The organism is Tenacibaculum sp. AWR4_210 (assembly GCF_056160945.1).
In genome coordinates, this window is sequence record NZ_JBSWYF010000008.1 from 196,917 (window position 1) to 221,208 (window position 24,292).

The 24,292-nt window shown below is 39.1% G+C and carries 19 protein-coding genes; 12 read left to right on the forward strand and 7 right to left on the reverse strand.

Features of this window, described 5'->3' with window-relative positions; translation table 11 throughout:
• The first annotated feature begins 64 nt into the window (after positions 1-64).
• Complete coding sequence (locus tag ACXAG7_RS15645) at positions 65-4,408, forward strand: glycosyl hydrolase family 18 protein (RefSeq protein WP_476667400.1); 4,344 nt, start codon at positions 65-67, stop codon at positions 4,406-4,408.
• 241 nt (positions 4,409-4,649) lie between these two features.
• Here the strand turns inward: ACXAG7_RS15645 and ACXAG7_RS15650 are convergent, their stop codons facing one another.
• Positions 4,650-5,699, reverse strand: a complete 1,050-nt coding sequence (locus tag ACXAG7_RS15650; RefSeq protein ID WP_408044281.1) for an endonuclease — start codon at positions 5,697-5,699, stop codon at positions 4,650-4,652.
• 17 nt (positions 5,700-5,716) lie between these two features.
• Positions 5,717-6,928, reverse strand: coding sequence for an RsmB/NOP family class I SAM-dependent RNA methyltransferase (locus ACXAG7_RS15655; protein WP_408044280.1), 1,212 nt, complete (start codon positions 6,926-6,928; stop codon positions 5,717-5,719).
• Between the two features lie 282 nt (positions 6,929-7,210).
• Here ACXAG7_RS15655 and recG point away from each other — a divergent pair, with 282 nt between their 5' ends.
• Positions 7,211-9,328 carry an ATP-dependent DNA helicase RecG gene (gene recG / locus ACXAG7_RS15660; protein ID WP_476667401.1) on the forward strand — a complete coding sequence of 706 codons (2,118 nt, stop codon included), beginning with the start codon at positions 7,211-7,213 and terminating at the stop codon, positions 9,326-9,328.
• On the opposite strand, the gene ACXAG7_RS15665 is transcribed toward recG, so the two are convergent.
• The 4 genes from ACXAG7_RS15665 to ACXAG7_RS15680 form a co-directional block, all read right to left on the reverse strand.
• The gene (locus ACXAG7_RS15665; RefSeq protein WP_476667402.1) at positions 9,321-11,138 is read right to left on the reverse strand and encodes a right-handed parallel beta-helix repeat-containing protein; all 1,818 of its coding nucleotides are present in this window, start codon (positions 11,136-11,138) and stop codon (positions 9,321-9,323) included. The two genes, recG and ACXAG7_RS15665, sit on opposite strands and share 8 nt — an antisense overlap.
• 150 nt (positions 11,139-11,288) lie before the next feature.
• Complete coding sequence (locus ACXAG7_RS15670) at positions 11,289-11,510, reverse strand: hypothetical protein (RefSeq protein WP_408044277.1); 222 nt, start codon at positions 11,508-11,510, stop codon at positions 11,289-11,291.
• A 172-nt stretch (positions 11,511-11,682) separates the two neighbouring features.
• Positions 11,683-12,189, reverse strand: coding sequence for a hypothetical protein (locus ACXAG7_RS15675; RefSeq protein WP_476667403.1), 507 nt, complete (start codon positions 12,187-12,189; stop codon positions 11,683-11,685).
• 329 nt (positions 12,190-12,518) lie between these two features.
• Positions 12,519-13,973 carry a S41 family peptidase gene (locus ACXAG7_RS15680; protein WP_476667404.1) on the reverse strand — a complete coding sequence of 485 codons (1,455 nt, stop codon included), beginning with the start codon at positions 13,971-13,973 and terminating at the stop codon, positions 12,519-12,521.
• 230 nt (positions 13,974-14,203) lie between these two features.
• Here ACXAG7_RS15680 and ACXAG7_RS15685 point away from each other — a divergent pair, with 230 nt between their 5' ends.
• The 4 genes from ACXAG7_RS15685 (at position 14,204) to ACXAG7_RS15700 (ending at position 17,577) form a co-directional block, all read left to right on the forward strand.
• Complete coding sequence (locus ACXAG7_RS15685; RefSeq protein WP_408044274.1) at positions 14,204-15,049, forward strand: helix-turn-helix domain-containing protein; 846 nt, start codon at positions 14,204-14,206, stop codon at positions 15,047-15,049.
• A 77-nt stretch (positions 15,050-15,126) separates the two neighbouring features.
• On the forward strand, positions 15,127-15,474 hold the full coding sequence (locus ACXAG7_RS15690) for a hypothetical protein (protein ID WP_476667405.1): 348 nt from the start codon (positions 15,127-15,129) through the stop codon (positions 15,472-15,474).
• Between the two features lie 3 nt (positions 15,475-15,477).
• Positions 15,478-16,446: a KR domain-containing protein gene (locus ACXAG7_RS15695; RefSeq protein WP_476667406.1), complete on the forward strand. Its 969-nt coding sequence runs from the start codon at positions 15,478-15,480 to the stop codon at positions 16,444-16,446.
• A gap of 645 nt (positions 16,447-17,091) precedes the next feature.
• Positions 17,092-17,577, forward strand: coding sequence for an SRPBCC family protein (locus ACXAG7_RS15700; protein ID WP_408044271.1), 486 nt, complete (start codon positions 17,092-17,094; stop codon positions 17,575-17,577).
• A gap of 13 nt (positions 17,578-17,590) precedes the next feature.
• Here the strand turns inward: ACXAG7_RS15700 and ACXAG7_RS15705 are convergent, their stop codons facing one another.
• Positions 17,591-18,442, reverse strand: coding sequence for an AraC family transcriptional regulator (locus ACXAG7_RS15705; protein ID WP_408044270.1), 852 nt, complete (start codon positions 18,440-18,442; stop codon positions 17,591-17,593).
• A gap of 180 nt (positions 18,443-18,622) precedes the next feature.
• Between ACXAG7_RS15705 and ACXAG7_RS15710 the strand changes: the two genes are divergently transcribed.
• The 6 genes from ACXAG7_RS15710 to ACXAG7_RS15735 all read left to right on the forward strand — a co-directional run bounded on the left by ACXAG7_RS15710 (position 18,623) and on the right by ACXAG7_RS15735 (position 24,206).
• Positions 18,623-19,075 (forward strand): GNAT family N-acetyltransferase, encoded by a 453-nt coding sequence (locus ACXAG7_RS15710; protein WP_408044269.1) that lies wholly within the window; start codon positions 18,623-18,625, stop codon positions 19,073-19,075.
• Between the two features lie 188 nt (positions 19,076-19,263).
• Complete coding sequence (locus ACXAG7_RS15715) at positions 19,264-20,313, forward strand: L-dopachrome tautomerase-related protein (RefSeq protein WP_476667407.1); 1,050 nt, start codon at positions 19,264-19,266, stop codon at positions 20,311-20,313.
• A 12-nt stretch (positions 20,314-20,325) separates the two neighbouring features.
• Positions 20,326-21,633 (forward strand): cupin domain-containing protein, encoded by a 1,308-nt coding sequence (locus ACXAG7_RS15720; RefSeq protein WP_476667408.1) that lies wholly within the window; start codon positions 20,326-20,328, stop codon positions 21,631-21,633.
• A gap of 2 nt (positions 21,634-21,635) precedes the next feature.
• On the forward strand, positions 21,636-22,643 hold the full coding sequence (locus tag ACXAG7_RS15725; RefSeq protein WP_476667409.1) for a hypothetical protein: 1,008 nt from the start codon (positions 21,636-21,638) through the stop codon (positions 22,641-22,643).
• A gap of 500 nt (positions 22,644-23,143) precedes the next feature.
• On the forward strand, positions 23,144-23,335 hold the full coding sequence (gene rpsU / locus ACXAG7_RS15730) for a 30S ribosomal protein S21 (RefSeq protein WP_408044184.1): 192 nt from the start codon (positions 23,144-23,146) through the stop codon (positions 23,333-23,335).
• Positions 23,336-23,453: 118 nt separating this feature from the next.
• Positions 23,454-24,206, forward strand: a complete 753-nt coding sequence (locus tag ACXAG7_RS15735; protein WP_476667410.1) for an alpha/beta fold hydrolase — start codon at positions 23,454-23,456, stop codon at positions 24,204-24,206.
• Positions 24,207-24,292: the final 86 nt, after the last annotated feature.

Below are 24,292 nucleotides of genomic sequence, written 5' to 3' on the forward strand. Positions count from 1 at the left end.
GTCGATTTTATTTTTAATGATTCTACTTAATTGCCAATTTGAATGGAAACTAAATATCAATTTTATGAAACCCTTCAATTTTATCCTAAAGGCAATGCTTATCGCATTTTTGTCTACATCCTACGTAGGTTTTACCCAAGTAAATACGGGAGGAACGGCAACTACAGCCAACCACAATAAACAAGTTATTGGTTATATCACCAATTGGGATGCTTGGAAAACCGCTAAGGCTGGAGTTCCAGCTCAAGGAGCACTAACGCATCTCAATATCGATTATAGCAAGTACACTATTCTGAATTATTCATTCTTTGGAGTCGCTAAAGACGGCTCGTTACACAGCGGAGATCATCGGAATAAAAGTATTCACCAACAAGGCAGTGTACAAGAACCCAAAGATATTTTTTTCACAGACATATATTCAAGTTGGGACCTTCATATCTTGTTTGGAGAAATAGATCCCATCCAGTACATCAATGAAGCAGCCAAGAAAAGAGCGGAAGCTCAGGGGTTTAAGGTGGCTTTGAACGGAACTACCTGGGAACAGCCAACCTGGGGGTTAAGCGGTAACTTACCCGTTCCATTGCACAAGGAAAATGGAGCTCCTGGATTGTTGGCGCTGGCCAAACAAAAAGGTGTCAAAGTAATGGCCTCAATAGGAGGATGGAGTATGTGTAAGCACTTTCCTGAAATGGCAGCGGATCCAGTAAAGCGCGCCAAGTTTATTGACGATTGTAAAAAATTAATCGCTACCGGTTTTGATGGAATCGATTTGGACTGGGAGTACCCAGGCCCGTATGCGGGGATGAATTTTACGGGAACACAGGCCGATTTTGCTAATTTTGAACTCCTAGTCAAAGAACTGCGTCAGGCCATTGGCCCTACTAAATTGATCACAGCAGCTATGTCGGCTGACCCGAGAAAGTTAAATGACTTTAATTGGGGAGCACTTGCAAAAGACATGGATTATTTCAATATGATGACTTACGATATGAACGGAGGATGGTCAAATAAGGCTGGTCATAATGCACCAGTGTATGCCTATGACAACGCCGAAGTTTCGTTTTTTAATTGGAAATCAACCTTAGATAAGTTAAAAGAAAAAGGAGTGCCTACCGCTAAAATTTGTTTCGGTGCCCCTTTTTACGGTAGAGGAGTAATTACCAAAGGAAATGCCGATTTGAATGCACCAACGGTAAAAAGAGCAGAGACCGTGCAACCTGATGGTCCTATAACTACCTGTGCCGATTATACCAATTGGCCGAAGAATGTATATGACGGAACTCCAAATTACTTTTTTATTAAACAAAAAGCCCTACAAGCCAATAGCGGTTGGACTCGAAAGTGGGATGCACAGGCAAAAGTACCTTACTTGGTTAAGGGAAATTACTTTTTGAGTTATGATGACGAAGAGTCTATTGCGATTAAAGCACAGTTTATTAATGAAGAAAAGCTAGGAGGAACTATCGTTTGGACAGTGTATGGTGACTTGGAATTAGGAGGGTCAGTAACCTCTTTCGGTACAAAATTAAAACGATGGTCACAGGTAAAGTCACCTTTAGTAAATAAGATGAATGAGGTATTTGCACAAGGTGGAGGTACGGTAAATCAAGCCCCTAAAGTGCAAATCACGAGTCCTGCGACTACCAGTACGCATCCAGTCGGACAAAATATTGCAGTGACGGTAGCAGCGTCGGACGTCGATGGGACTGTTACTGCTGTAGAGCTGTTTAATAATGGTACTTCAATAGGGATGAAAACGAGTAGTCCATATAGTTTCGATATCAGTAACCTGGCTGTTGGGACCTATACGCTAACGGCAAAGGCCACAGACGATAAAAATGCAGTAGCTTCCTCGGAGGGTGTTATTGTAATCGTTAAGGACACCGGAGCAAATGCTCCGCCGGTGGTCACAATTACCAATCCTAAATCGAATGCATCGTTAACTAAAAACGTGGCTGTGCTATTGACTGCGGAGGCTACGGATAGTGATGGTACTATACAAAAAGTAAGTTTCTGGGCCAATGATACACAGTTGGGAGAGGTGACGCAAAGTCCTTTTCAATGGAGCTGGACACCAGTTGCTGTTGGGGAAACAACGCTAAAAGCCATCGCTACGGATGATAAGGGTTCAACGGGAACCTCTGGATTGCTAAAGGTGACAGTTGTCGAAACTTCAGGGCCTTGTAGCGGGGTAGCTAATTGGGATGCATCAACAGCTTACCAAAAAGGGAATACAGTAAAAAAAGATAACCAATTGTACAAAGCAAAATGGTGGACACAAAATGAAAACCCAACAACCAATAGTGGTACATTTCAAGTTTGGGAAAAACTTGGGAGTTGTGGCGGATCTAATCCAGATAATCAGGCACCTCAGATAGCAATTACGAGTCCGGCTAACAATGCGACCATACAACAGGGGACAACGGTGACAGTGAACTGTGACGCCAGTGATAGCGATGGACAAGTGGTAAAGGTGGTGCTTTTTAATGGTGCGACAAAACTGGGAGAGAAGACGAAGGCACCTTATACCTTTGAAATTAAAAATATTGCAGCCGGATCGTACTCCCTAACAGCAGAGGCTGAAGATAATAAAGGAGCGAAAAAGAGATCTTCGGAGGTCTCGTTCACGGTTCCCGGAGGTGGTTCAAGCAGCTGTAACGGACTCCCGAATTACAGCGCAGGAACAGCGTATAGTAAAGATCAAGAAGTAGCAAATGAAGGCAATAGCTATAAATGTAAGATTGCGGGTTGGTGTTCTTCGAATGCAGCTTGGGCTTATGCACCTGGTAAAGGGGCACATTGGCAAGATGCATGGGAGAAATTGGGTGCTTGTAGCGGAGGTAATGAACCTCCTACTGTGACGATTACAGCCCCTAAAAATGGCGCTACTTATGATGGAGGAAGTACGATAGATATCACTATCAGTGCCGCAGATGATGAATCTGTAGCAAAGGTAGTTCTGTATCAAGGTACTAAAGAATTAGCTGTATTGACAAGTGCTCCTTATACCTATAGTTTAGCAAATGCTGAAGAAGCTAGTTATGTTTTTAAAGCGGTAGCGACGGATAATAAAGGAAGCGAAACGACGTCGGCAGAAGTTTTTGTCAGAAAGAAATCAACGGGGGGAATTCCACAGATACCAGGGAAAATTCTGGTAGGCTATTGGCATAATTTCAATAATAACTCAACCATTCCAAAACTGCGAGAGGTCTCAGACGCTTGGGATGTTATTTGTGTGGCTTTTGCGGAGCCTAAAGCAGGAAGTACAGCAGACATGCAATTTAACCCCTTTGAAATTTACCAGGGAAATACACAGGAATTTATCAATGATGTGGCTCTTTTAAAATCAAAGGGAAAAAAGGTACTGATTTCAATAGGAGGGGCAAATGCTAAAGTAGAACTTAGGACAACTGAAGAGAAGGAAGCTTTTGTGAACTCTATGAAAACGATTATTCAGACCTATGGTTTTGACGGTATGGACATCGATTTAGAAGGAAGTTCACTGTCACTTGCAGGAGGAGATAGTGATTTTAGAAATCCGACTACCCCGAAAATAAAGAACCTTATTCAGGCTACACAGGAATTAAAAGCAGCGGTAGGCGCCTCTAATTTCGTATTGAGTATGGCTCCAGAAACTGCCTATGTACAAGGTGCCTATGGTACTTATGCTGGAGTGTACGGTGCGTACTTACCCGTAATTCACGCGTTGCGTAATGATATGGACTACATTCACGTGCAACATTATAATACCGGTTCTATGTTTGGTGCTGATGGAAAAATTTATCAACCTGCAACAGCAGATTTTCATGTGGCTATGGCAGAAATGTTGATTACTGGGTTCAAGGTTGCTCAAACAGGATTGACCTTTCCTGGATTGCGAGCCGATCAGGTGGCCATAGGTTTGCCGTCGAGTAGCAAGGCTGCTGGTAGTGGTTATACTTCAGAGGCAGTAGTGCAGCAAGCATTGGATTATTTGATAAAAGGAAAGACCTATGCAGGGCGTACCTATACAACAAAAGCTGCGTATCCTAACTTCAGAGGCTTGATGACTTGGTCAATTAACTGGGACGTCGCCGCAGGTAGTGGTTTTTCAACGAGTCATCGCGCGTATTTAGACGGACTGCAACAGTCGAGCAAAAGCACAGCTAACGATCATAAAGCTACTGTGAATCTTGAACTGTATCCGAATCCGGTAAGTGATGTGCTACAAATAAAAGGTATACAGGGAAGTGGAGCATTGCGTATCCTTATTGCGGACATAAATGGAAGAAAGGTGATGGAGTTAGCATACAGCGAAGTGACTCCGAAACAAATATCGATAGCGCATTTAAATGGAGGTGTGTACACCGTTGTCGTAAAAACGTCGACTGACGTGCAAACGAAAAAGTTCATTAAATTGGAAAACTAGCAATTAGGAGTTTTCATTGTAGTAATCCTGCACGTTTTTATAACGTGTGGGATTTTTAGTTAAAGTAAGTGAAGAAAGTAAGGAATGCTCTTAAAAAACTGTTAAAGGGCCATCAGCGCTGTAACTAAAGAAGAACCCAGTCGTCTTTTAATTGATTACTAAGCACAACAATTGGTGATTAGTTAGTTTTTAATAGTTGATTGAAGAAAGGCTCAAGATGTATCTTGAGCCTTTTTCAGTTTTATAGAATAACTATTTTTTTTGTCGTACTTGCTTGTTGATTTGAAAGCGTTAAAAGGTATATTCCTTTTGCTAAATTATCAAGAGTTAGGGTTTCTTGACCAAAAGCAGGAGTAACGGAAAGCACTTTCTTACCGAGTACCGAATACAAAGTAATATTGGAAACGGTAACTGATGCAGGAATTTTTACAAAGATTTTTTTAATTGCTGAAGGATTAGGATACACTTCAACACTACTTAATTTGTGATCTTTAGTACTGGCAGTAGCCCATCTGTTTTCTGCAACCGGACCTCCCCAAATTTGAGTGGCTAGGTTTGGGTTGTCAATAAAAGGGTTGCGATTTCCTTGTGCATAGGTGTTTGATGAATTTCCGTGGTACGTATTTCTGGCATCTTCGATATTAGAAACTGGATCTTCGGCATTCCACTTAAGTAATAAATCGATCATATTACTGTCAACGGTATTGGCTGTACCAATAGCTACGTTTTTGGGTAAACACTGATTTCCGTAACGCAAATACATATACATCATCATTCGGGCTACATCGCCTTTCCATTCATCACCAGGGTACCAACCTCCGGTAACATTTCCTGAATTACCACTACCTGTTGCGAATTTTTTATTACCGCGCTGGCTGTTATAACTCACATCAGAAGGGCGTAAATGATGCGCATCTGCACCAGGTCCTGACGATCCTAAGTTAGGGGTCCCTAAACTTTTAGGATACACGTGCTCTCTATTCCAATCACCCGAATTTCCTCCGTTGTCATTGACACCACGCGTTCTGGCAGTCGTTCCAGAACTACTGTATCCGTAAACCAACAGTACTTGTGATGAATTACTCGGATTTAAATCGGTGGCTTTACACGCTTCCCATACACCGGGTGTATAACTGAGGTTTCTCGTATGTGTACTTGCAATTTTGGTTGCAAGCGCATCTTTCAGTGCAATTCCTGATTTTGTCAGGTCTACGTCATTGTAGTAACTCTGCTGTGCATTGAGTGACCAGCACAAAGCGGTTACACTTAAAAAAAGTAATTTTTTTATCATCTAATTGCTTTTAAGGGTTATTTCTTAGCTAACAAAGCCATGTAAAACCCGTCAAATCCAGATTGATGAGCTAGCACTTTGTTATCCGAGACAAAGGTAAAATCTTTTCCGGCTTCAGAGGCCAAAAAAGTGTTAACTTGTTCTTGATTTTCAGAAGGTAACACAGAGCAAGTAGCGTACACTAACTTTCCTCCAGGTTTTACCATCTTTGAATATTTTTGGAGTACCTCTTGTTGTACTTCTTTAATTTTAGTCAAAAATTCGGGCTGAAGCTTCCATTTGCTATCAGGATTTCTGCGAATTACACCCAAACCTGAACAAGGAGCATCAATCAATACTCTGTCTGCTTTATCGTGTAGTTTTTTGATCACTTTAGTCGAGTCAATGACGCGGGTGTCGATATTGTGAACACCATTTCTTCTCGCTCTAACTTTCAGCTTTTTTAATTTACTTTCATAGATATCCATGGCAATAATCTGCCCTTTGTTTTCCATCAATGATGCTAAGTGTAAGGTTTTACCCCCAGCACCAGCACAAGTGTCGATTACTTTCATACCTGGAGCTACCTGAAGGTACTCAGCAACCAATTGCGAAGAGGCATCTTGTACTTCAAAAAGCCCATTTTTAAACGCTTGAGTTTTGAATACATTAGCGCGTTCCACTAATTTTAAGGCTACGTTGTATCCTTTTATAAATTCAGTATCAATTTCTTCTTTGGCAAGTGATTTACGCAAAGCCTCCTTACTTGTTCTTAGGGTGTTGGTACGCAAAATAACCTCTGCTTGCTTGTTCAATGCAGCGATTTCTTTGGTCCAAACTTCTTCTCCTAATTCTTCCAAACCAATCTCGTCAATCCAATCCGGAATGGCTTCTCTAAACTTTCTGATTTTTGATAACTCGTCAAAACGACCTTTGATTCTTCTCGATGGTGTAGGTTCAATCTGGTTCCAATCTGGTAGTTGAATCCCCTTTAATACACACCAAACGGCAAACATTCGCCATAAATCTGGACGTGAAAAAGGTGCTTTTACATTGGCGATTTCTGAATATAAGCGCTTCCAACGAACTATTTCATAGATGGTTTCGGCTACAAATTTACGGTCTCGAGCCCCCCAACGTTTATCTCTCTTTAAAGCTTTCTCAACTGCTTTATCTGCATATACTTCTTCATTAAAAATATCGCGTAAGCTATCTATAACCGCGAAAACTAAATTTCTATGTAATCTCATCTGACGAATTTAAGATTGCAAAGATAGTTGATTTTGGTGGTTTTTTGTATTTTCGTTTCAAGTAAAAATACGAGTTTCTCAGAATAGTTTTTTTAGGTAATTAACTTGTTTTGAGTTGGTTCTGAGTCCTGAGCTTTTTTGGGATTTTAAAAAAGTCTAACCGAATAGGTAGATTTTTGATGTTTGACCAGCTTGTAAGGTTTAATTTAAAGTAAATAATACGCTTTCCCAACTACCGAGTATTTGAGTAGTAGCAGCCAAAAGTAGATCGTTTTTGTCGGTATGAATTTGAATAGTCCCGTTACTTATATAAAAGGAGTGAGTGTCGCTCGCGCCGAGTTGTTGTATGCTGAATTAGGTATTCGTACGTGCCGTGATTTGCTGCACTTATTTCCCTTTCGCTACATAGATAAAACTCAGTTTTATACTATTAATCAGCTTCAACCCAACTCGTCTGAAGTACAAATAGTAGGGAAAATATCAGGGATCAAAACCGTAAAACAGAAGCGAGGAAGTCGCTTAGTAGCTACTTTTACCGATGCTACGGGAAGTATAGAACTGGTGTGGTTTAAAGGAGCTAAGTGGATAAAAGATTCGTTGAAGCCCAATACTCCTTATGTGGTGTATGGAAAGTTAAATTGGTATAACAATTCCGCAAGTATGCCACATCCTGAAATGGAAACCGTTCAGGCCTATAAAAGTAAGTTGCAAACCGCAATGCAGCCAGTATATCCCTCTACGGAGAAATTGGCAAACAAAGGAATCAGCCATAAGGTCATGCGCGGAATGATGCAACACCTCTTTCAGCAGTTTTTTAACGGGATTGAAGAATCGTTGCCGACCTACCTGCTAGCGGAACAACAACTGATAGGGAAAAGAGAAGCATTGCTGAACATACATTTCCCGAAGAACCAAGAGCTGCTCGCTCAGGCGCAACACCGTTTGAAGTTTGAAGAGCTCTTCTATATTCAATTGCAGCTTCTGCAAAAGAAATTGATTCGCAAAGCAAAGATAAAAGGATACGTGTTCGGTCAGGTCGGGACGGTGTTTTCAGATTTTTATGAAAATTATTTGCCGTTTAATTTGACCAACGCTCAAAAGAGGGTGTTAAAAGAGATTCGAAAAGATGTTGGGACTGGAGCTCATATGAATCGCTTATTACAAGGGGATGTGGGATCCGGAAAAACTATTGTCGCTTTACTGACAATGCTGTTGGCCATTGACAATGGTTATCAAGCGACCATTATGGCACCGACAGAAATCTTGGCAACCCAGCACTATAACGGTATGGTAGCCTTGTTAGAACATACAGATATAGAGGTCGCTTTGTTAACGGGGTCAACGAAAACAAAAAGACGCCGTGAAATACACAGTGCTCTAGAAGATGGCAGTTTGAAAATACTTATCGGTACCCATGCTATTTTAGAGGACAAGGTGGTTTTTAAAAATCTAGGAATCGCTATTATCGATGAGCAGCATCGTTTTGGAGTGGCGCAACGTTCAAAACTGTGGAAAAAGGGAGCTGAAGTTATCGATGGGAATCCAGTACCTCCCCATATCTTGGTAATGACGGCAACACCGATTCCGAGAACTTTGGCCATGTCTGTATACGGAGATTTAGATGTTTCTGTAATTGATGAACTTCCTCCGGGGAGAAAGGATATCAAAACCGTGCATCGTTATGACAGTCATCGATTGGGGGTATTTAAATTTTTAAAAGACGAAATAGCCAAAGGAAGGCAAGTATATGTCGTGTATCCGCTAATTCAAGAGTCCGAAGCGATGGATTATAAAGATTTGATGGACGGTTACGAAAGTATCTCTCGAGAGTTTCCATCACCTAAGTATCAGATTAGCATCGTTCACGGTCAGATGAAACCAGCGGATAAAGACTATGAAATGGAACGTTTTGCGAAAGGAGATACTCAGATAATGGTGGCAACCACCGTGATAGAGGTAGGGGTGAATGTACCGAATGCTTCTGTAATGGTAATTGAAAGTGCAGAGCGATTTGGATTGAGCCAGCTGCATCAGCTAAGAGGACGAGTAGGACGTGGAGCCGAGCAGAGTTATTGTATTTTATTGTCGAGTTACAAGCTGTCGAGTGATGGAAAAACAAGGCTACAAACAATGGTGGATACTACCGATGGTTTTAAAATTGCGGAAGTAGATTTAAAATTAAGAGGGCCTGGAAATATTATGGGAACGCAGCAAAGTGGTGTACTCAATTTGAAAATTGCAGATGTAGTTAAAGATTCTCCTATTTTGCATTTGGCACGTCAAGCAGCGATTTCAGTATTGAATGAGGACCCTGGTTTACAAAACCCGCTCAACGAAAGTTTGCTAAAAACCTTTACTCAGTTTCAGAAGAAGTCTGGAATTTGGAGTAATATCAGTTAGATGAACGTTTAAAGATTTTATAGGCTTTGTTGTTTATGACGAGTATATAACATCCGGTTGGTAGGTATGAGAAATCGATACTGTGCTCCTGTATTTGAATCCGATGCGTGAGGTCTTGACCTTGCATGTTGAATAACAAGGTTCCGCGAGGAATTTTAATTCGAGCGTCGAAAAAAAGGCTTTTTTCTACAGGGTTAGGGAAAAAAGGAGTCGTGTTCTGAACATCAACGGCAGCTAAGGTCGAAAAGTATTCAACCGCACCGATATCTGGAGCGTTATCACTTCGCAATTTGTTGTAATAATCTACTTTCGGAGCTTCCACGGTACTTGCCGCATTTATTGCTGGTGAATTTTTTTGTAATTCAAAATTTCCCATGCTAGGATTGGTAAAAAGTGGATCAGTCATGATACTTTCTTCTTGCAACGCAACAATAGAGGCGTCTTCATCAATGGTGCCTGTATTTCCTTGTAAATCTGAACCAAAAATTAAATTGTTCTTCACAACCAATTTATGGTTACTAGTAAGATTGGATGCAAGGGCAGATTTACTCAAATTTTTATCAATAATAACAATATTGTTAATCAGCTTAATGTCGCGCCCACCAACTGCACTTATGCCAATATTGCCACCGTTAGGGCTGGAGCTTAGGTTTTCGGTAATAGACTTGGTATACGAGTTGAAATATGCGGTGTTGTTCACGATATCTATGCGATTCCCGTCATTACTGTGAATACCACTGAATCCATTAAAGTAAGCAATATTATTTGCGACTAGTATTCGCCCGTGTTCCCAGTTAATTTTGATGTCTCCATTGGCTTGGTAGGTAGTTTCATTTCGCTGTAATGATATTCCTTTTCCTTCATCGATATGTGGGGTAATTATGCGTTTGCTGGGAGCCCATGAGTACTGTTCGTTATAGTTGTGATGAACGGTATTACGAAGTATTTTAATGCGATAATCACTGTCAGTTCTGCTGCTTACGGTTTTGGTAACTACCAATCCATGAGTGCCTGAATACGATCGTTTTGAGCAATGTGAAATTTCGTTGTTTTCAATGTGGATGTCTTCACATTCTGCCACCCGAAGGCCACCGCCTGGCATGTGTGAAATAGTATTTCCGATGAGGGTAATGTGATGTGCTTGGCTCAGGTATAAGCCGCGAGTATCAATATAGGATGGACGAACGATGGTAAGAGAGCTGATATCCGAGTAGATTTCTCCATCGACCACTTGATTAGGGGTACAGTTTTGAATACACTCTTCGTTTCGAAACTTCAATTCGTTTAGTTTTGGGTGTTTAACATCTCCTACTTTATCAGCCTCTAGGTAAACAAATTGAAGTTTATTGGCTGTCGCTAAAGGAATGGAAGTGACTTCACCACGAATAGTCAACCCTTCAATATGTAGATAGGAGGCGTTGGATATGCGTAGGATATTGGCCCCATCACCGTGTAGTATCGCATTCTTATCAAAAGATCGGATGTGTATTTTCTGCGTGGGAGTACCGTGGAGATTGTTGATCTTTATGGTATTTTCAGCATGCCAGAGTTGGGAGTCAGTAGAACTTTGGTACTGATAATTTGTAGCGTAACTCTTATTTTTATAGGAACCCATAATAAAAAGCGTATCACCAGGAGAAAGCTGTTGAAGAGCTTTGGCTACTGATTGGTAGGGCATGGATGGAGTTGTTCCGCTGTTAGTATCACTTCCGTTGTTCTGATGTACAAAATAAGATTGTTGGCTGAAACTTGGTATGCATATAAGGAAAATACCCATACTAAGCCCAATTTTTAAAGAGGTTTTCATCATAGTAAAACTTTGTATTAAAGTAGTTATCACAAGTGAACACTTGCAACTATATGATGAAGGGTGCCTTCGAAAATACAAAAACAAAAGTTCTAATCCTAAGATTATGAGTTGTTTGTGTTTTTTTTTAGGGCCTCTTTACGTATTTAGAACTTAAAGTTCAGCTTCCGTAAACTCGAAATTATTAGCAATGAGGTGGTTGATAAACTCTTCAGAATGGTTCTGCTCTTCATTTTTGGAGCTATGTCCAAAACTTATGGCGTATTTATTAGTGGTAAGTTGAATGATTTGAGTAAAAATAGGGAGGTTAAAATCACCTTGTAGTGATTTAAAAGTACCAAATTGAAATTCATCAATTACTATTTTTTTGAACACGGTAGTCAGTTTTTGGTTTTCGTAAAGGTATAAAAATATTTTGATTCCTAACAAATACTTAACGTTCTGTTGATGTTAAATTTAAACATAAAGTAGTAAAATATTACCATCAATTAAAGGTAAGTTCTTGTCATTTAGTTTATTGCTAGTTTCGTGTTTTTTCGTAAAATTTTTAACAGCGAACGGTGCAATAGTGCACTTTTAACGTGGCTTTGAAAACCTTCAGATGAAGACATTTGGTATCCGTAGCGTTATCGATCATACGGTGCAGTGCGTCTACCAGTTTTTCATCTGCTTGAATACAGGTTGGATTCTTTTCTGGACAGGTAAAAGAAATATCATCACGACTGGATTTTGCAGTGGATATAAATTCACTTTTGGCAATATTTCTGATTCGTAATAAACCTTTATTCGGGTGTTTACTCAAGGTAAAAGACAAATAACTTTGGGGAGTGTTATCTAGGAGTTCTTTACTTTCCACGAGTATTTGTCGGCATACTTTTTGGACGGCTTTCGGATTGCTCATATCCAATTTGATGCTGATGGTTTTTTCATTCGTAAATCCAAAATCTACGTCCGAAAAATCAAGCATGGATAAGTCCAATGGATCCTTGGTTTCTGTAGAATTAGAACAAGCTAAGCTCATTGCCAGAAGTAGTAGTACATAAAGTTTTCGCATAGTAGGGGTAATAGCGTTAATCTCGATTGTTTACTAATGATTGCACCAATAGTGTTCTGCAAATCAGTAGGGTATACAAATTTATGTTTTGTTTTAGAAAATTCAATACGGGATACTCCTTAACTTTTACTAAGTGGTTTCCCTGAAGTCTCTAAGTAGTACCCCTGAGTCACAGACACCTGCAATTTAAGGAAAAATCTCTGATTCAATTTCTCAAACATGTTAAGAAAGAGCTGAATTGTAACATTGATAAGCTGGGCTGTATAAATGGCTTGATAATCGCTAAAATTGGTAAAAAAAAGAGGAGCATTTAAGCTCCTCTGGTTGAATTATCGTTCTAGTAAGTATTGTGTTTCAGGGTCTTGCTCCTTAAGAGCGTATTTTAGGTAGTCCTGAATACTGAGTTTGAGGTCAGGAGCTATTCCGTGCGTCGATTTGGGAGTCTCAGCTTTGCCAAAAAATAACTCGGTTTTAGGAATGCGTACGATGATTTTAGTTTTGGGTAGTTTGTAATGGACAAAGTAGCCAGCAAATGTATTGTATTCATTCCCTCCGGTCTCTTGTCCGATGATTTTTCCTCGTTGGTGTTCTTTAAAGAGTTTCGCAAAGTATACTGCGGCAGAAAAAGTTTTACCCGATACCAATAGGATGACAGATCCTGAAAACGTGTCTTTGTCTGGAGGAAAGGTTTCAAGTACTCCTTCTTTTAAACGCTCGTTTCCTACATACGTTCCGTCTTTGTCTTTGTTAAAGCGCTGATACAGGAAGTTTTCAAAGCCCTTAATGTCGTCGTAACTCAATGGATTTCCATAGTCATTTACCATATTTTCTTTGGTAAGTGTTATCGCTGCCGTGCGGTAATTGAAAATATTTTGGAATTTTTTATTGCTGATAAAAGAATACAAAAGTGCAGCAATACTTGGATTTCCACCTCCGTTGTTTCTCAAATCAATGGCGATTTCTTTATAGGCTTCTTTGTTTACGCGTTTGAAAAAGTCGCTGAATTTTTCATAGGCCTGACTTTCTGATAAATCAAAAGTATTAACAGTAAGTACCGCTAATTTTTTTTCAGGATAATAATGAGGGTGTATGGGTTGTTCAAGTTCTAATTTGTTGATAGGGAGTATGCTTAGTTTAGAGTTTCTGTAATACGTATAGTAATCAACTGCAGGAGTTTTAAAGCGTTTTTGCTTTTTAGTATCGCGAGTAATATAATCAATGCTAAAAGACTTTACGCGATTGTCAAATATGTTGGCGAAGTACAATGGAAAGGCTTGAGTCAGTTTTTCTTCGGTAAGCGTTGTATTGTAAAAATCGCCGTGCACATGTTCGTTAATATTGGTGAGTAAGTCTTTGATTTTACGGTTGTTTATCGCTGTAATTTCGGTTCCGTAGGGTAGTGTAGCCCCCTTGATATTGATAAACATTCTTCCGTCTTTAACAAATACTGGATACGGGAAAAATTGAGAATGTTCAATGGCATTAAAGGTGAATTCCTCCGGAAGTTCATATGACAAGTGTCCATCTCCAATGCGTGTCAAGCAACGAATAAAATGCACGTAATCTGTTGTTTTTTTGAGCTGCTTCAAGGCGTCTTTTTGCTTTTTTTCTTGTGCGGATTTCGATACTACTTTATACGGTGCTGGATGTTCTTGTGAGATGAGTTTATTTAAAAAAGTCAAATCGGATTGATAGTCTTCATAGGTCAGTTTTGTGACATCTAGTTGCTGTGCTTGCAGTCCGAGAACTGAGCTTACAAGTAAAAATAATGTAATTTTTCTCATTGCTAATGTAATTTAGATTAGGTATAGAAATGCCCAAGAGTTGTACCAAAAAGAGGGGGTAACTGTTAATGTTTTTAAAGGCTTTGTTAAATGCAGTCAGGAACTTGACATCATCTGTTAAAACTTGCTAAAATTGAAGTAAGGAGCAGTTGAAATACTAACGAGATTCTCTTTTACTATATTTGTAAGTATACGGAAATAGACTATTAAAAAGAGCGAAACTATTTATTATGATTCACAAACACCAGCATTTTGACTTATTGGGAAAAGTTGTTTTTGAACGCGTGGAGTTTACTCCTCCAATCAGAATTGTTGAAGCGCTGAATAGTGAGGCTTGTTTGTTATATACGGTAAAAGGGAAAGCGACCCTGTACCGTTCTGATAAAAAGTATTCCTTAGAAACCGATGACGGATTGATGATCAAATGCGGTCATTATTTCAATCATTGGCATAAAAATGCAGATGTAAGTAAAAATGAAGCGGTAGCCGTTCATTTGTACCCCGATTTAATTCGGCACGTTTACGGAGGGGAGCTCCCTGATTTTATGAATTCGGACTCCAATGAGCAAGCAATTGCCGTCGCTCCTTTGTTTAAAAACAGCTTCGTAAAAGCGTATATTGACAGTTTATTGCCATATTTTGATTCGCCTAGCTTAATAGATGAAGAATTTATGGTGCTTAAAGTAAGAGAGTTGCTGTCCATGTTGTACAAAATGGATAGTAATAATATCAGAAGTTTATTGCATGATATGTTTAATCCGTTGGCATATGATTTTAAGAAGATTGTAAAAGCACACATCTACGAGGATTTGAGTATAGAAGAGCTGGCGCACATATGTAATTTGTCTTTATCGAGTTTTAAACGAAAGTTCAAAGAAGTGTTTTCTAATTCACCTGCTGCTTATATTAAAAGTAGGCGCTTGGAAAAGGCAGCCCGACTTTTAAGAGTGGACGAAAAAAGAATAGCAGATATCGCTTTCGATTGTGGTTTTTCAAGTGTTGATGTGTTTTCTAGATCTTTTAAAAAGGAGTATGGCATGACTCCAACCGCTTATAAAAGCCATGGGCTAAATTGACGTAATTACGGACTTATTTGACGGTTCTACTGGATGGATACAGACTAATTTTGTTTGAGAATTTTAATCTAAATCTTATGCAATTAAAGTCAGAAAAACCATTCGTTTTGAGAATGGTATTTATAGTAAATGCCTTAATGGCCGTGCTCCCTTTCATTTTTTATGGAGTTGTAAAAACTAAAGAAATTACGCTACCGGGAATACCACCTGTTTGGATGCTTTATACAGGGCTGGCTTATAGTGTTTCTTTTATTTTTTTAGTGACTGCTTTTTTAAACAAAAAACTGCAGCACAGTCGCTTTCTGTTTTTGTTAAATATAATAATTGCGCTGCCGGCTAAGGCCTATATCGGAATTGTAGTGGCCTTGATATCCTTGTGGATGGCTTTTAGAAATCAGAAATTTTTGAATTATTTTAGACAGTAAGAGATGAGACAGAAGGGTAAAAGAGCTTTTGTCACAGGAGCGAATGGCGCCTTGGCTAAGCAAACAATAATTCAATTATTACAGAAAGGAGTAACAGAGGTGGTGATGGCCGTTCGCAGTGAACTCAAGGGAGAAAAGGCTCGTAGAGAAATTTTAGCAGCCACCCAGTTACAGGATGAAGGAGCATTAACGCTCCTCAGTGGGGTGGATATGTTGAATCCGAGTAAAATGGAAACAGCCCTAAACAGATTGCGAAACGAACGTCCTTTTGATATGATTTTTCTGGCAGCAGGTTTTGCTGTGTTTGATTCAGATTATCAAGGAGTGAACTATCGGTCTAAACGTTTTGAGAAAACTGTGTTCCAAAATATTATAGGAGGTCATTTTGTGTATCGTACGTTGGATACTTTAGGTTTAGTTTCTAAAGGGGCACGAATCGTTTTTGCCGGTGGAGAAGGTGCGAGAGGGATTTTCGGAATGATTCGCAAACCTCAATTTGATACGGTCCGAAATTTTCAGAATTATCTGTGTTTGGAAAGTAATGCTTTACCGAACTACGATCCGATGAACGCACTTGGGGTGTCTAAGTTTGTTGGAGCATTATGGATTCGATACATGTCAAAAAATGAAAACAAAGAGCGCAGCTTTATTTGGTTTTCCCCCGGAATGACAGCAGGCTCAGTGAGTATTGCGCAATTACCACCTTTAAAAAGAAGTGTATTCCGATTGCTGTTTACTATCATGAAGTACCTTGGGGTTGCGCAGTCACCACAACGTGGAGGAGAGAAGTTTGCACAGTGTTTATTGGGAATTGTGGGTGTAAACGGAGCTATTTTGGGAGCTCCTAAAGGTAAGGTACTCGGTAGGTTTACCAATCAAATTCCTTTGAACACTCAAATAGAGGATACTGGTTTACAACAGGCTTTAATGGAACTACTCGATGGAGCTGTTGCAAAAAGAGAATCAAAGTAAAAAAACTCAGTGCTTAGAAGAAGTACACCTCCTTTGAAATAGACTCGGGGGTCATTAAAAGGAGGTGTCTGTTTAGGGGATAAGAGATAAAACTAAAAGGGTTGAGAATTTAGTTATTTTAGAATAATTTGATAGTTTTAATTTGATTTGTGCTGCAATAGTACTACAATGCCTGGAGTTGATTTTACGGGAAACCGTAAATAGGTGAATTTTATGATTTGGGACCTCGATTTTTACATTTTTTTAAGAGTTTAAAGGAAGGTGGCAAAACTGGGTAAGTCTTCGTTTGCATTAAAAAGAAAGTGATAGTTTAAGGCCAAATTGGAAGTTCATTTTCTAGGTGTTTTTACCTTGTTTTCTGACCTGTCAAGAAAAGAAAGAAAGAAGTCTATTCCCCAATAACCTCTTTCTTTCTGTGAATCGATTAAAGCTGTTAAAAGTTTAATTGATCCTTCCCCTTATTTTACTATTATAGAAAGTTAGTTGAAGTATTCTTTCTGTAATAATAGTGTATAAAGGTATGATTTTTAATGAGTAAGTTTCTTTGTTTTTAAAAAATAAACAAATAGTTTAGAAATGTTTATTTTTAAACTTCGAGATTGTAAATAGCAGTATTTTGACGTAGTTTTGAGTTAAAAAGTACTTGTGAATATAGAAAATACGCACGAAAGGTGTATGCCTACTTCCCTAGAGAAAGCCTTGGGCGTTTTCAACTCCTTGGCGACGTTGAACGATTTATTATGGCCGAACGAACGTTGGCCTCGTATGAGTTTTAAACCGGTTAAAAAAGTTGCTGCCAAGGGAGGGCATGGTCCCATTCGTTATACGATAGTGTCGTATAATCCGGAAGGAGAAATCGTGTTTGAGTTTAGAAAGCCGAAAGGATTTATCGGAACGCATAGTTTTGTAGTTCGCGAACTGGATGACAATAGGGTATTGTTTAGGCATCGTATACGTATGAAAGTTAATTTTAAAGGAGGTGTTTTGTGGTTTCTGGTTATTCGACCTTTACACGATGCATTGCTCGAGGATGCTTTTGATAAAGCAGAAAATTACTTGACAGGCACTCAGAAACGATCTACGTGGAGTGTATGGGTACGACTCATGAGAAGGTTACTCGCTGCCAAGTAAGTGCGTGAGTTTATTATACAACCTTTAACAGGCAGTAATCGCCTCGGTTTTTGAATTCTAAAAGAGTCATCCCCGTATTTTTTTTAAAAGTTCGCGCCAAATGACTCGCATCTGAAAACCCGAGCTCATCTGCAATTTCATTCATTGTTAATTGAGAATTTAACAAGCGAATCTCAACGAGTTTAAGTCGTGATTTGGTTACGTGCTCTTTGAGGCTGCATCCCACCGCTTTTTTAAAATATTCGCTGACGTAATTGGGGGATAAGTGGAAGTGATTTGCAATGACTTCCGTTTTTAAGGCCGTCGGTCGAGCAATATGCTCTTGAATATAGTGTAAGATATCTTGAATTTTGGTGTCGTTAAAACTAATTTCTTTGTTGATTAAGGGCAGATTTCTCATTACGATATGCAAAATGCTTACCATATATGAACGAATTAAGTTCAGTTGCTGTTCTGCGTGGTGTTGCTGCTCGTTGGAAATTAAGGAAATGAGCTGAAGAATAGCATTTTTGTCGCGTGGCTCAGCAATTATATCTCCCGGTTTTTGTCGGTAGTTGAGTAGTATATAGGAAAGCTCTTTGTACCATGCTTCAAAGTTTCCGGATTGTGAGTTTTGCGGTAGAAAAAACGCCTGCGGATATTTTAAGAACACAAAACTCGTTTTTCGAGCTAGTTTAAAGGTATGACACTTCAATGGGGGCAATAAAAATAAATTGCCTTTTTCAAATTCAAAATTGTTGTAGTTAATGCATTGCTTGCCGGCACCGTCTACGACGTAGACCAGCTCGAAATAGTTTGAATTGGGCCTTTGAGTCCATTCGTCAAGGGTCAACTGTTCAAAAAAAATGTTTTTTAGACTGTTCATGGGGAGGGATAAATTAATGGTAAAAGGTAAATAAAAAGCCTTGCATAGCTCGGCATTGACGCTAAAATACTACAATTAAATACAGTGTCATTCCAAAACCTCGTTTTGTACAAGAAGTTCAAAGAATTGTTCAAGTCACCACTGCAAGGCTACGGTATTTTTGCAGTAAAATTTCTTTTTATGAAAATAGTAGAGTACTGTGAGGAGTATTTTGAAGCGTTTAAAAAAATATCTTATGAATGGCTGTTAGCAAACAATCTTTTGGAGAAAGAAGATGAAGTATTGTTACAAAATCCCAGTTCTTTTATTAAGAGAGGAGGCCGTATTTACATGTTGTGTTTCCAGGAATCTTGCGTCGGAACTGTGAGCGTTGAACAAGTAGAACCCGGTTGTTTCGAAATATTGAAATTGGGAGTTTTAGAAAAATATCGCGGAAGAGGATTTGGGAAACTACTCATCGCCCATGCGCTGGCTAGTGCAAAATCGCAAGGAGCCAAATGTGTAATACTGCACAGCAATTCAAAATTACAAACGGCGATTGAACTCTACGAAAGTTTGGGTTTCCAGAAAATTTCTTTTACACAAGGAAGGTACCTAACGTCAGATGTGAAGATGGAATTAAAATTTATATAGTCATTTCCCCTTGTTTATGTTACGATGAAATACCGTTTTCATCTGTGGTAAGAGCTCCGATTTATCGGAGCTTTTTTTATGATAATAGCAGGCTGCTTTTTCTCCCCAATTTGTTCAATGATATCCCTTTTTTATTCAGTAGAAGTCACAGATGTGGCCTATAATTTTGCAGCTATAAATATCTTATTATGAAAATTAAACATAAATTTTTTTACGCTCTCGTGTTTGTTGTGCTAAGCGCACAGGCACAGGTTACAAAGCAAGTAGAGGTCGTTGCAGAACTGGCAATCCGGCCGGGAAATGTTGCTGTAAGTAAATCGAATCGCATTTTTATGACCGTTCATCCTCTAGGAGGAGAAAAGGTGCAACTCGTTGAGATACTCGGAAAAAATCGTTATCGTCCCTTTCCAACAGCAGCCATGCAAAATAAGCAGGAAAAAGCGATGCCTGAGTCTTTTGATACCCCTTTAGGACTTCGCGTTGATAAGAATGGGGTTTTATGGGTAATTGATATGGGGCTGCACCTAGGAAAAACGAGATTATGGGCCATCGATATTGCCACAGAAAAAGTGGTTTTTAAGTTTGATTTCCCGAAAGAATTAGCGCCTAAAGGAAGTTTTATTCAGGACTTAGCGGTGGATGCTTCAGGAGGTTGGGTATATCTTGCTGATATCGCCAATCCGGGGATTCTGGTATTAAATACCAAGACCAAAGAATTGAAAAGATTGCAACACCCACTGTTTAACGCAGAGGATGTAGATTTAATCATTGACGGTAAGCAAATTCAATTTGGAGGGAAGCCAGCAAGAGTGGCCATCAATCCTATTACGTTGAGTGACGATAAGAAAACTTTGTTTTTTGGAGCCATGAACGGAACTAAACTCTACAGTGTCGCAACCAAACATTTGCAAGCTAAGCAACAGTTGAAATCAGCCTATTTTCATGTGGTAGGAAAAAAGCCTCTGTCAGACGGTATAGCCACCGATGCTCAAGGAAACCATTATATAACAAATCTCGAAGCTGGGGGAATTGATGTTTTACAGCAGAATGGAAGGCTTAAACCTCTGGTAAGAGACAAGCGTTTCGATTGGCCAGACAATGTTGCTATTGGTCCTGACGGATCACTGTTTGTAGCAGTGAATCAGTTGTACAAAACACCAGCTTTTACTGGGAGTAAGGATCTGGGAAAACCTCCGTATTTTTTGTTGAAGATTTCGGCAAATCACATTCATAAATAGCGTATGAGACGTATGAGAAATTGGTGTGTACTGGTTTGCTATTGCCTTATTACCACTGCTAGTTTTGCCCAGCGAAATCTCAAATTTTTAACAAGTGATCCGCTACATCCTAAAGGGTTGGCGTATTGTGACAAGGAGGCCGCTTTTTTAGTAAGCTCACTAACCAGAGGTGAAATTGGCTTGGTGGATTGGAAAGGAACCTATCGTACTTTTTTAAAGCATCCCTCATTTAATGCGATAACAGCTCTTAAGGTACAAAACGGAAAACTCTATGTTTCTGTAGGAGATACGGAACCGGTTGCAAAGACCCCAAAAAAGGGCGTCCAGCGCTTAGCCAGATTGATGGTTTTTAATATCGCGACGAAAGAATTACTGCGTCACTACGATTTGGAAAGTTATTACCACGGCCCACATCGCTTGCATGATATGGCCATTGATTCCAGTGGTAATATCTATGTGACTGATACTAAGTCTCCAGTCATTTATAAAATTCCGGTAGGGGGGAGTCCCTTTGTATTTGTACGTATTCCGAAGCGCTTAAGTTTTGGGAAGGGCTTGAAAGGCATTGTAATCCATCCGAATGGATACTTGTTAGCCGCTAACAGTACTGCAGGGACATTGATTAAAATATCCCTTGAATCCAGAAAAATTAAGGAAGTAAAACTGTCGTCAACTCTCCTAGGTGCTGATGGACTTCTTTTGAGTGGGTCCGGTAGGCTTTACCTAGGCCAAAACACCAGTGGTAGGGGGGTACATGAGTTGATAAGTACGGACGATTTTGCATCGGCTTATATAAAAGCTTCTGAACAGCAGGGAATAAATTTTGTTACCGCTGTCACGGAAGTTGCTGGAACGATCTATTTTTTAAACGTTCCCACTCGAGAATTAGAAGGAGATAACCTTAAGGACCATAAATATGAAATCAAAGCTTTTAAGGCAGTGTATCCCAGCCAAAATTTGATTCAAAAATATGCGTGGAGTGCCTTAAAAACCGAAGTGTTTGGCGAGAAAATATCGCGTAAGGTAGTGCCTTCGAATGCCGGAACATTGGCAATATATCATTTGAAAAAAGGGGCACATATCCCGAAGCATAGCCATCCACAAGAGCAAATAAGCTATATCCGTAAAGGTTTGGTAAAGATAGTGGTAGGAGGTAAAGAGAAACTCCTCAGTTCAGGAGAGTTTTTGGTCATCCCGCCCAACGTACATCACGAGTTCTTTGTGTTGGAAGACACCGAAGATATCGATGTTTTTGCTCCGTGCAGAGAAAAAGAATGGATACTCGGGACAGTAAAATTTTTAAATAATCAAAACAAATAAAAATGAAAAGTATAAAATTAGCGGCAATAGCTGCATTTGCCTTAGTGTGTTTCGCTTGTACAAGTGAAGAAATGGAAACTCCAGTAACACCACAACAGCTGACATTCAAATCAGATTTGCAAATTAAAGACGCCAGTTATTTTCCTGAGGGACTTGACTACGATCATAAAAACAATGTATTTCTGATCAGCTCTTTTTACAAGGGACAAATAGGAAAGTTGAACCCGATTACTGGTGAATTTTCTGTATTTATTGATAGCTTTGAGTTAGTTGCGGCTACTGGGGTGTATACAGACGAAGCTAGAAATAGACTTATTGTTGGAATTGCCGATGCAGGTGTTTCAAAAAAATCATTTCCAGATACGGCTGGTAAACTGGCGAGTATTGCCATATATAACTTGACAACCGGTAAGAAAGAACGCGTAATATCACTCAGTAAAATTGTTCCGAATGCAGGGAGTTTTGCCAATGATATAGCAGTGGATGTTCAAGGAAATATTTATGTTACGAGCTCATTAGGTCCTGCCAATGTCTATAAAGTTGCCCCTGATTATTCCGCGAGTTTACTTGTTTCGATACCAAAAGCAACTACGCCACCAAATACCTTCGGATTGAACGGAATTGTATACTACGAACAGACCGACGAGCTGATTGTAAGCCATACGAATTCTGATTATTTGTACGTCATTCCCACAAAAAATAATGGAAACCAATACAAGAGCATTATAGCACCGGGTTCGTTTATAGACGGTTTGGAATTGACTGATACCGGATTGCTTGCAGCTGTGAGTAATAGCAATGCAGAAGTATTTGTATCAACGCTTTCTGTTTTGAATGGAACCGTGCAAAATGTAAAGGTAGTACAGGAGTACAGCACCGCTACCGGAAGCTTTCCAACTACTGTAACCTCGGTAGAAAATCAAGGGCTTTTTGTTATTGAATCACATTTAAATGAGTTGTTAAGTGGGAATTTAAACGTGGATACTTTTGCATTAGTACCACTAAAATAGCTATTGAGTACCCCTGATAACTTTGCGTAAAAAAATCGTATCAATTGTTTTTATACCTACAGTTGATAGGTTGTTTGTTTCACTTTTCTAAATGTCAATTGCTTCGGTAATTGACATTTTTTGTATATTAGTAGTTGGTTGATTTATAGGGTAATTCCAAGTTTTTAGGGATATTCTTTGATTATTACTGAGGATTCACCTACCTTTGGCCGGAATCGAGAACGGAATTACAGCAAGTCATTGCTAGAATGATACCGATTTTCGTTAATTTTTATGTATACAGATTTTCCGACTATTACTTTTTCGATAGCAAGTTCGTAAACGCATATAAGCAAAAATGCGTTGCCTGTAGTAACTTTCCTACGTCAATTTCTATATTCAATTTGTGTATTTAAGAGTACTCGTAACTCGTTGAGGAAGAGCGCATGTTCGGCCTTTGAGAAGAGGTATTAGGAATTAAAATAAACCGAGGTCTGCGGATTTCACCAAAAATAATAAGTATGTTGATAATTAAGATTAAAGAAGGGGAGAACATTGATAGAGCGATAAAAAGATATCGTAAAAAACACAGAGACACCAAATTGATTCGTGAAATCAGAGGGCGTCAAGAGTTTAAAAAAGCCTCAGTGATTAAACGTGAAACAATGATGAAGGCACAATATCGTGAGCGTTTAATGTCACAAGATCTATAAAAGTATTAAGAGAAGTATTTGTTTAAAATACTTCTCTTTTTTTATGAAAAAATGCTACTACTACCTGGGTTAAATACCTAGTTTTACGAGTAAGAATTATTCTTTGATAAAAAAAGATATGAAAATTTTAAACCCAAAAATTGCAAAGCGAATTCCTATTCGCGATACGGAAATATATTATGAAATTTACGGAGAAGGTCCTCCTTTAATAATGCTCCACGGATATACGCAATCATCAATAGGATGGCAAGAGTTTGTGCGTGAGTACGCATCTCAGTTTAGCGTAATTTTGATCGATCTTCACGGGCATGGTAGATCAGCGAGTTTTACAAAGCCACTGAACGTACGAGAAGTTGCTGAGGAGGTCGGACTGTTACTCGATGAACTCGATTTACAGCGTGTGGCTGGAATAGGATTGAGTTTTGGTGGTGATGTTCTACTGAGTTTGGGAAGTACCCGACCTGATTTGCTGAAATCTATGGTAGTAATTGGAGCGAATGCCAATTGGAGAGCAAAAGACTATCCAGAGGTATTGGCAACGTTTCAATATAAAAATATTGCCTCTTTCGAATGGATAAGGACGTTTCATGCGGGAGGAGAGGAGCAAGTTAAAGCAGTTATTGAAAATCTAGCCAACTATGAAATCTGTTTGACGACTAAAGAGGTTAATGCAATTACCGCGAGCGTTTTGCTCGTTTTGGGTGATAGAGCAGAACAAATTCCTATTTCCTCAGTAGTTGAATTGCATAAAAATTTGCCCGATAGCCAGTTGTGGATTGTTCCTGGAGCAGGGCATTATGCGCACGATGGAGCCTATAAAGAACATTTTGTAAAACTGAGCTTAGCATTTTTAAACAGCGCAGGTGACTAAACTTTATTTTTTAAATTTAATCAACTGTTAATGAGTTGTTTGGTCAGTTTTTTATATTTTTAAGTGAAAACTTAAAATTAAAAATT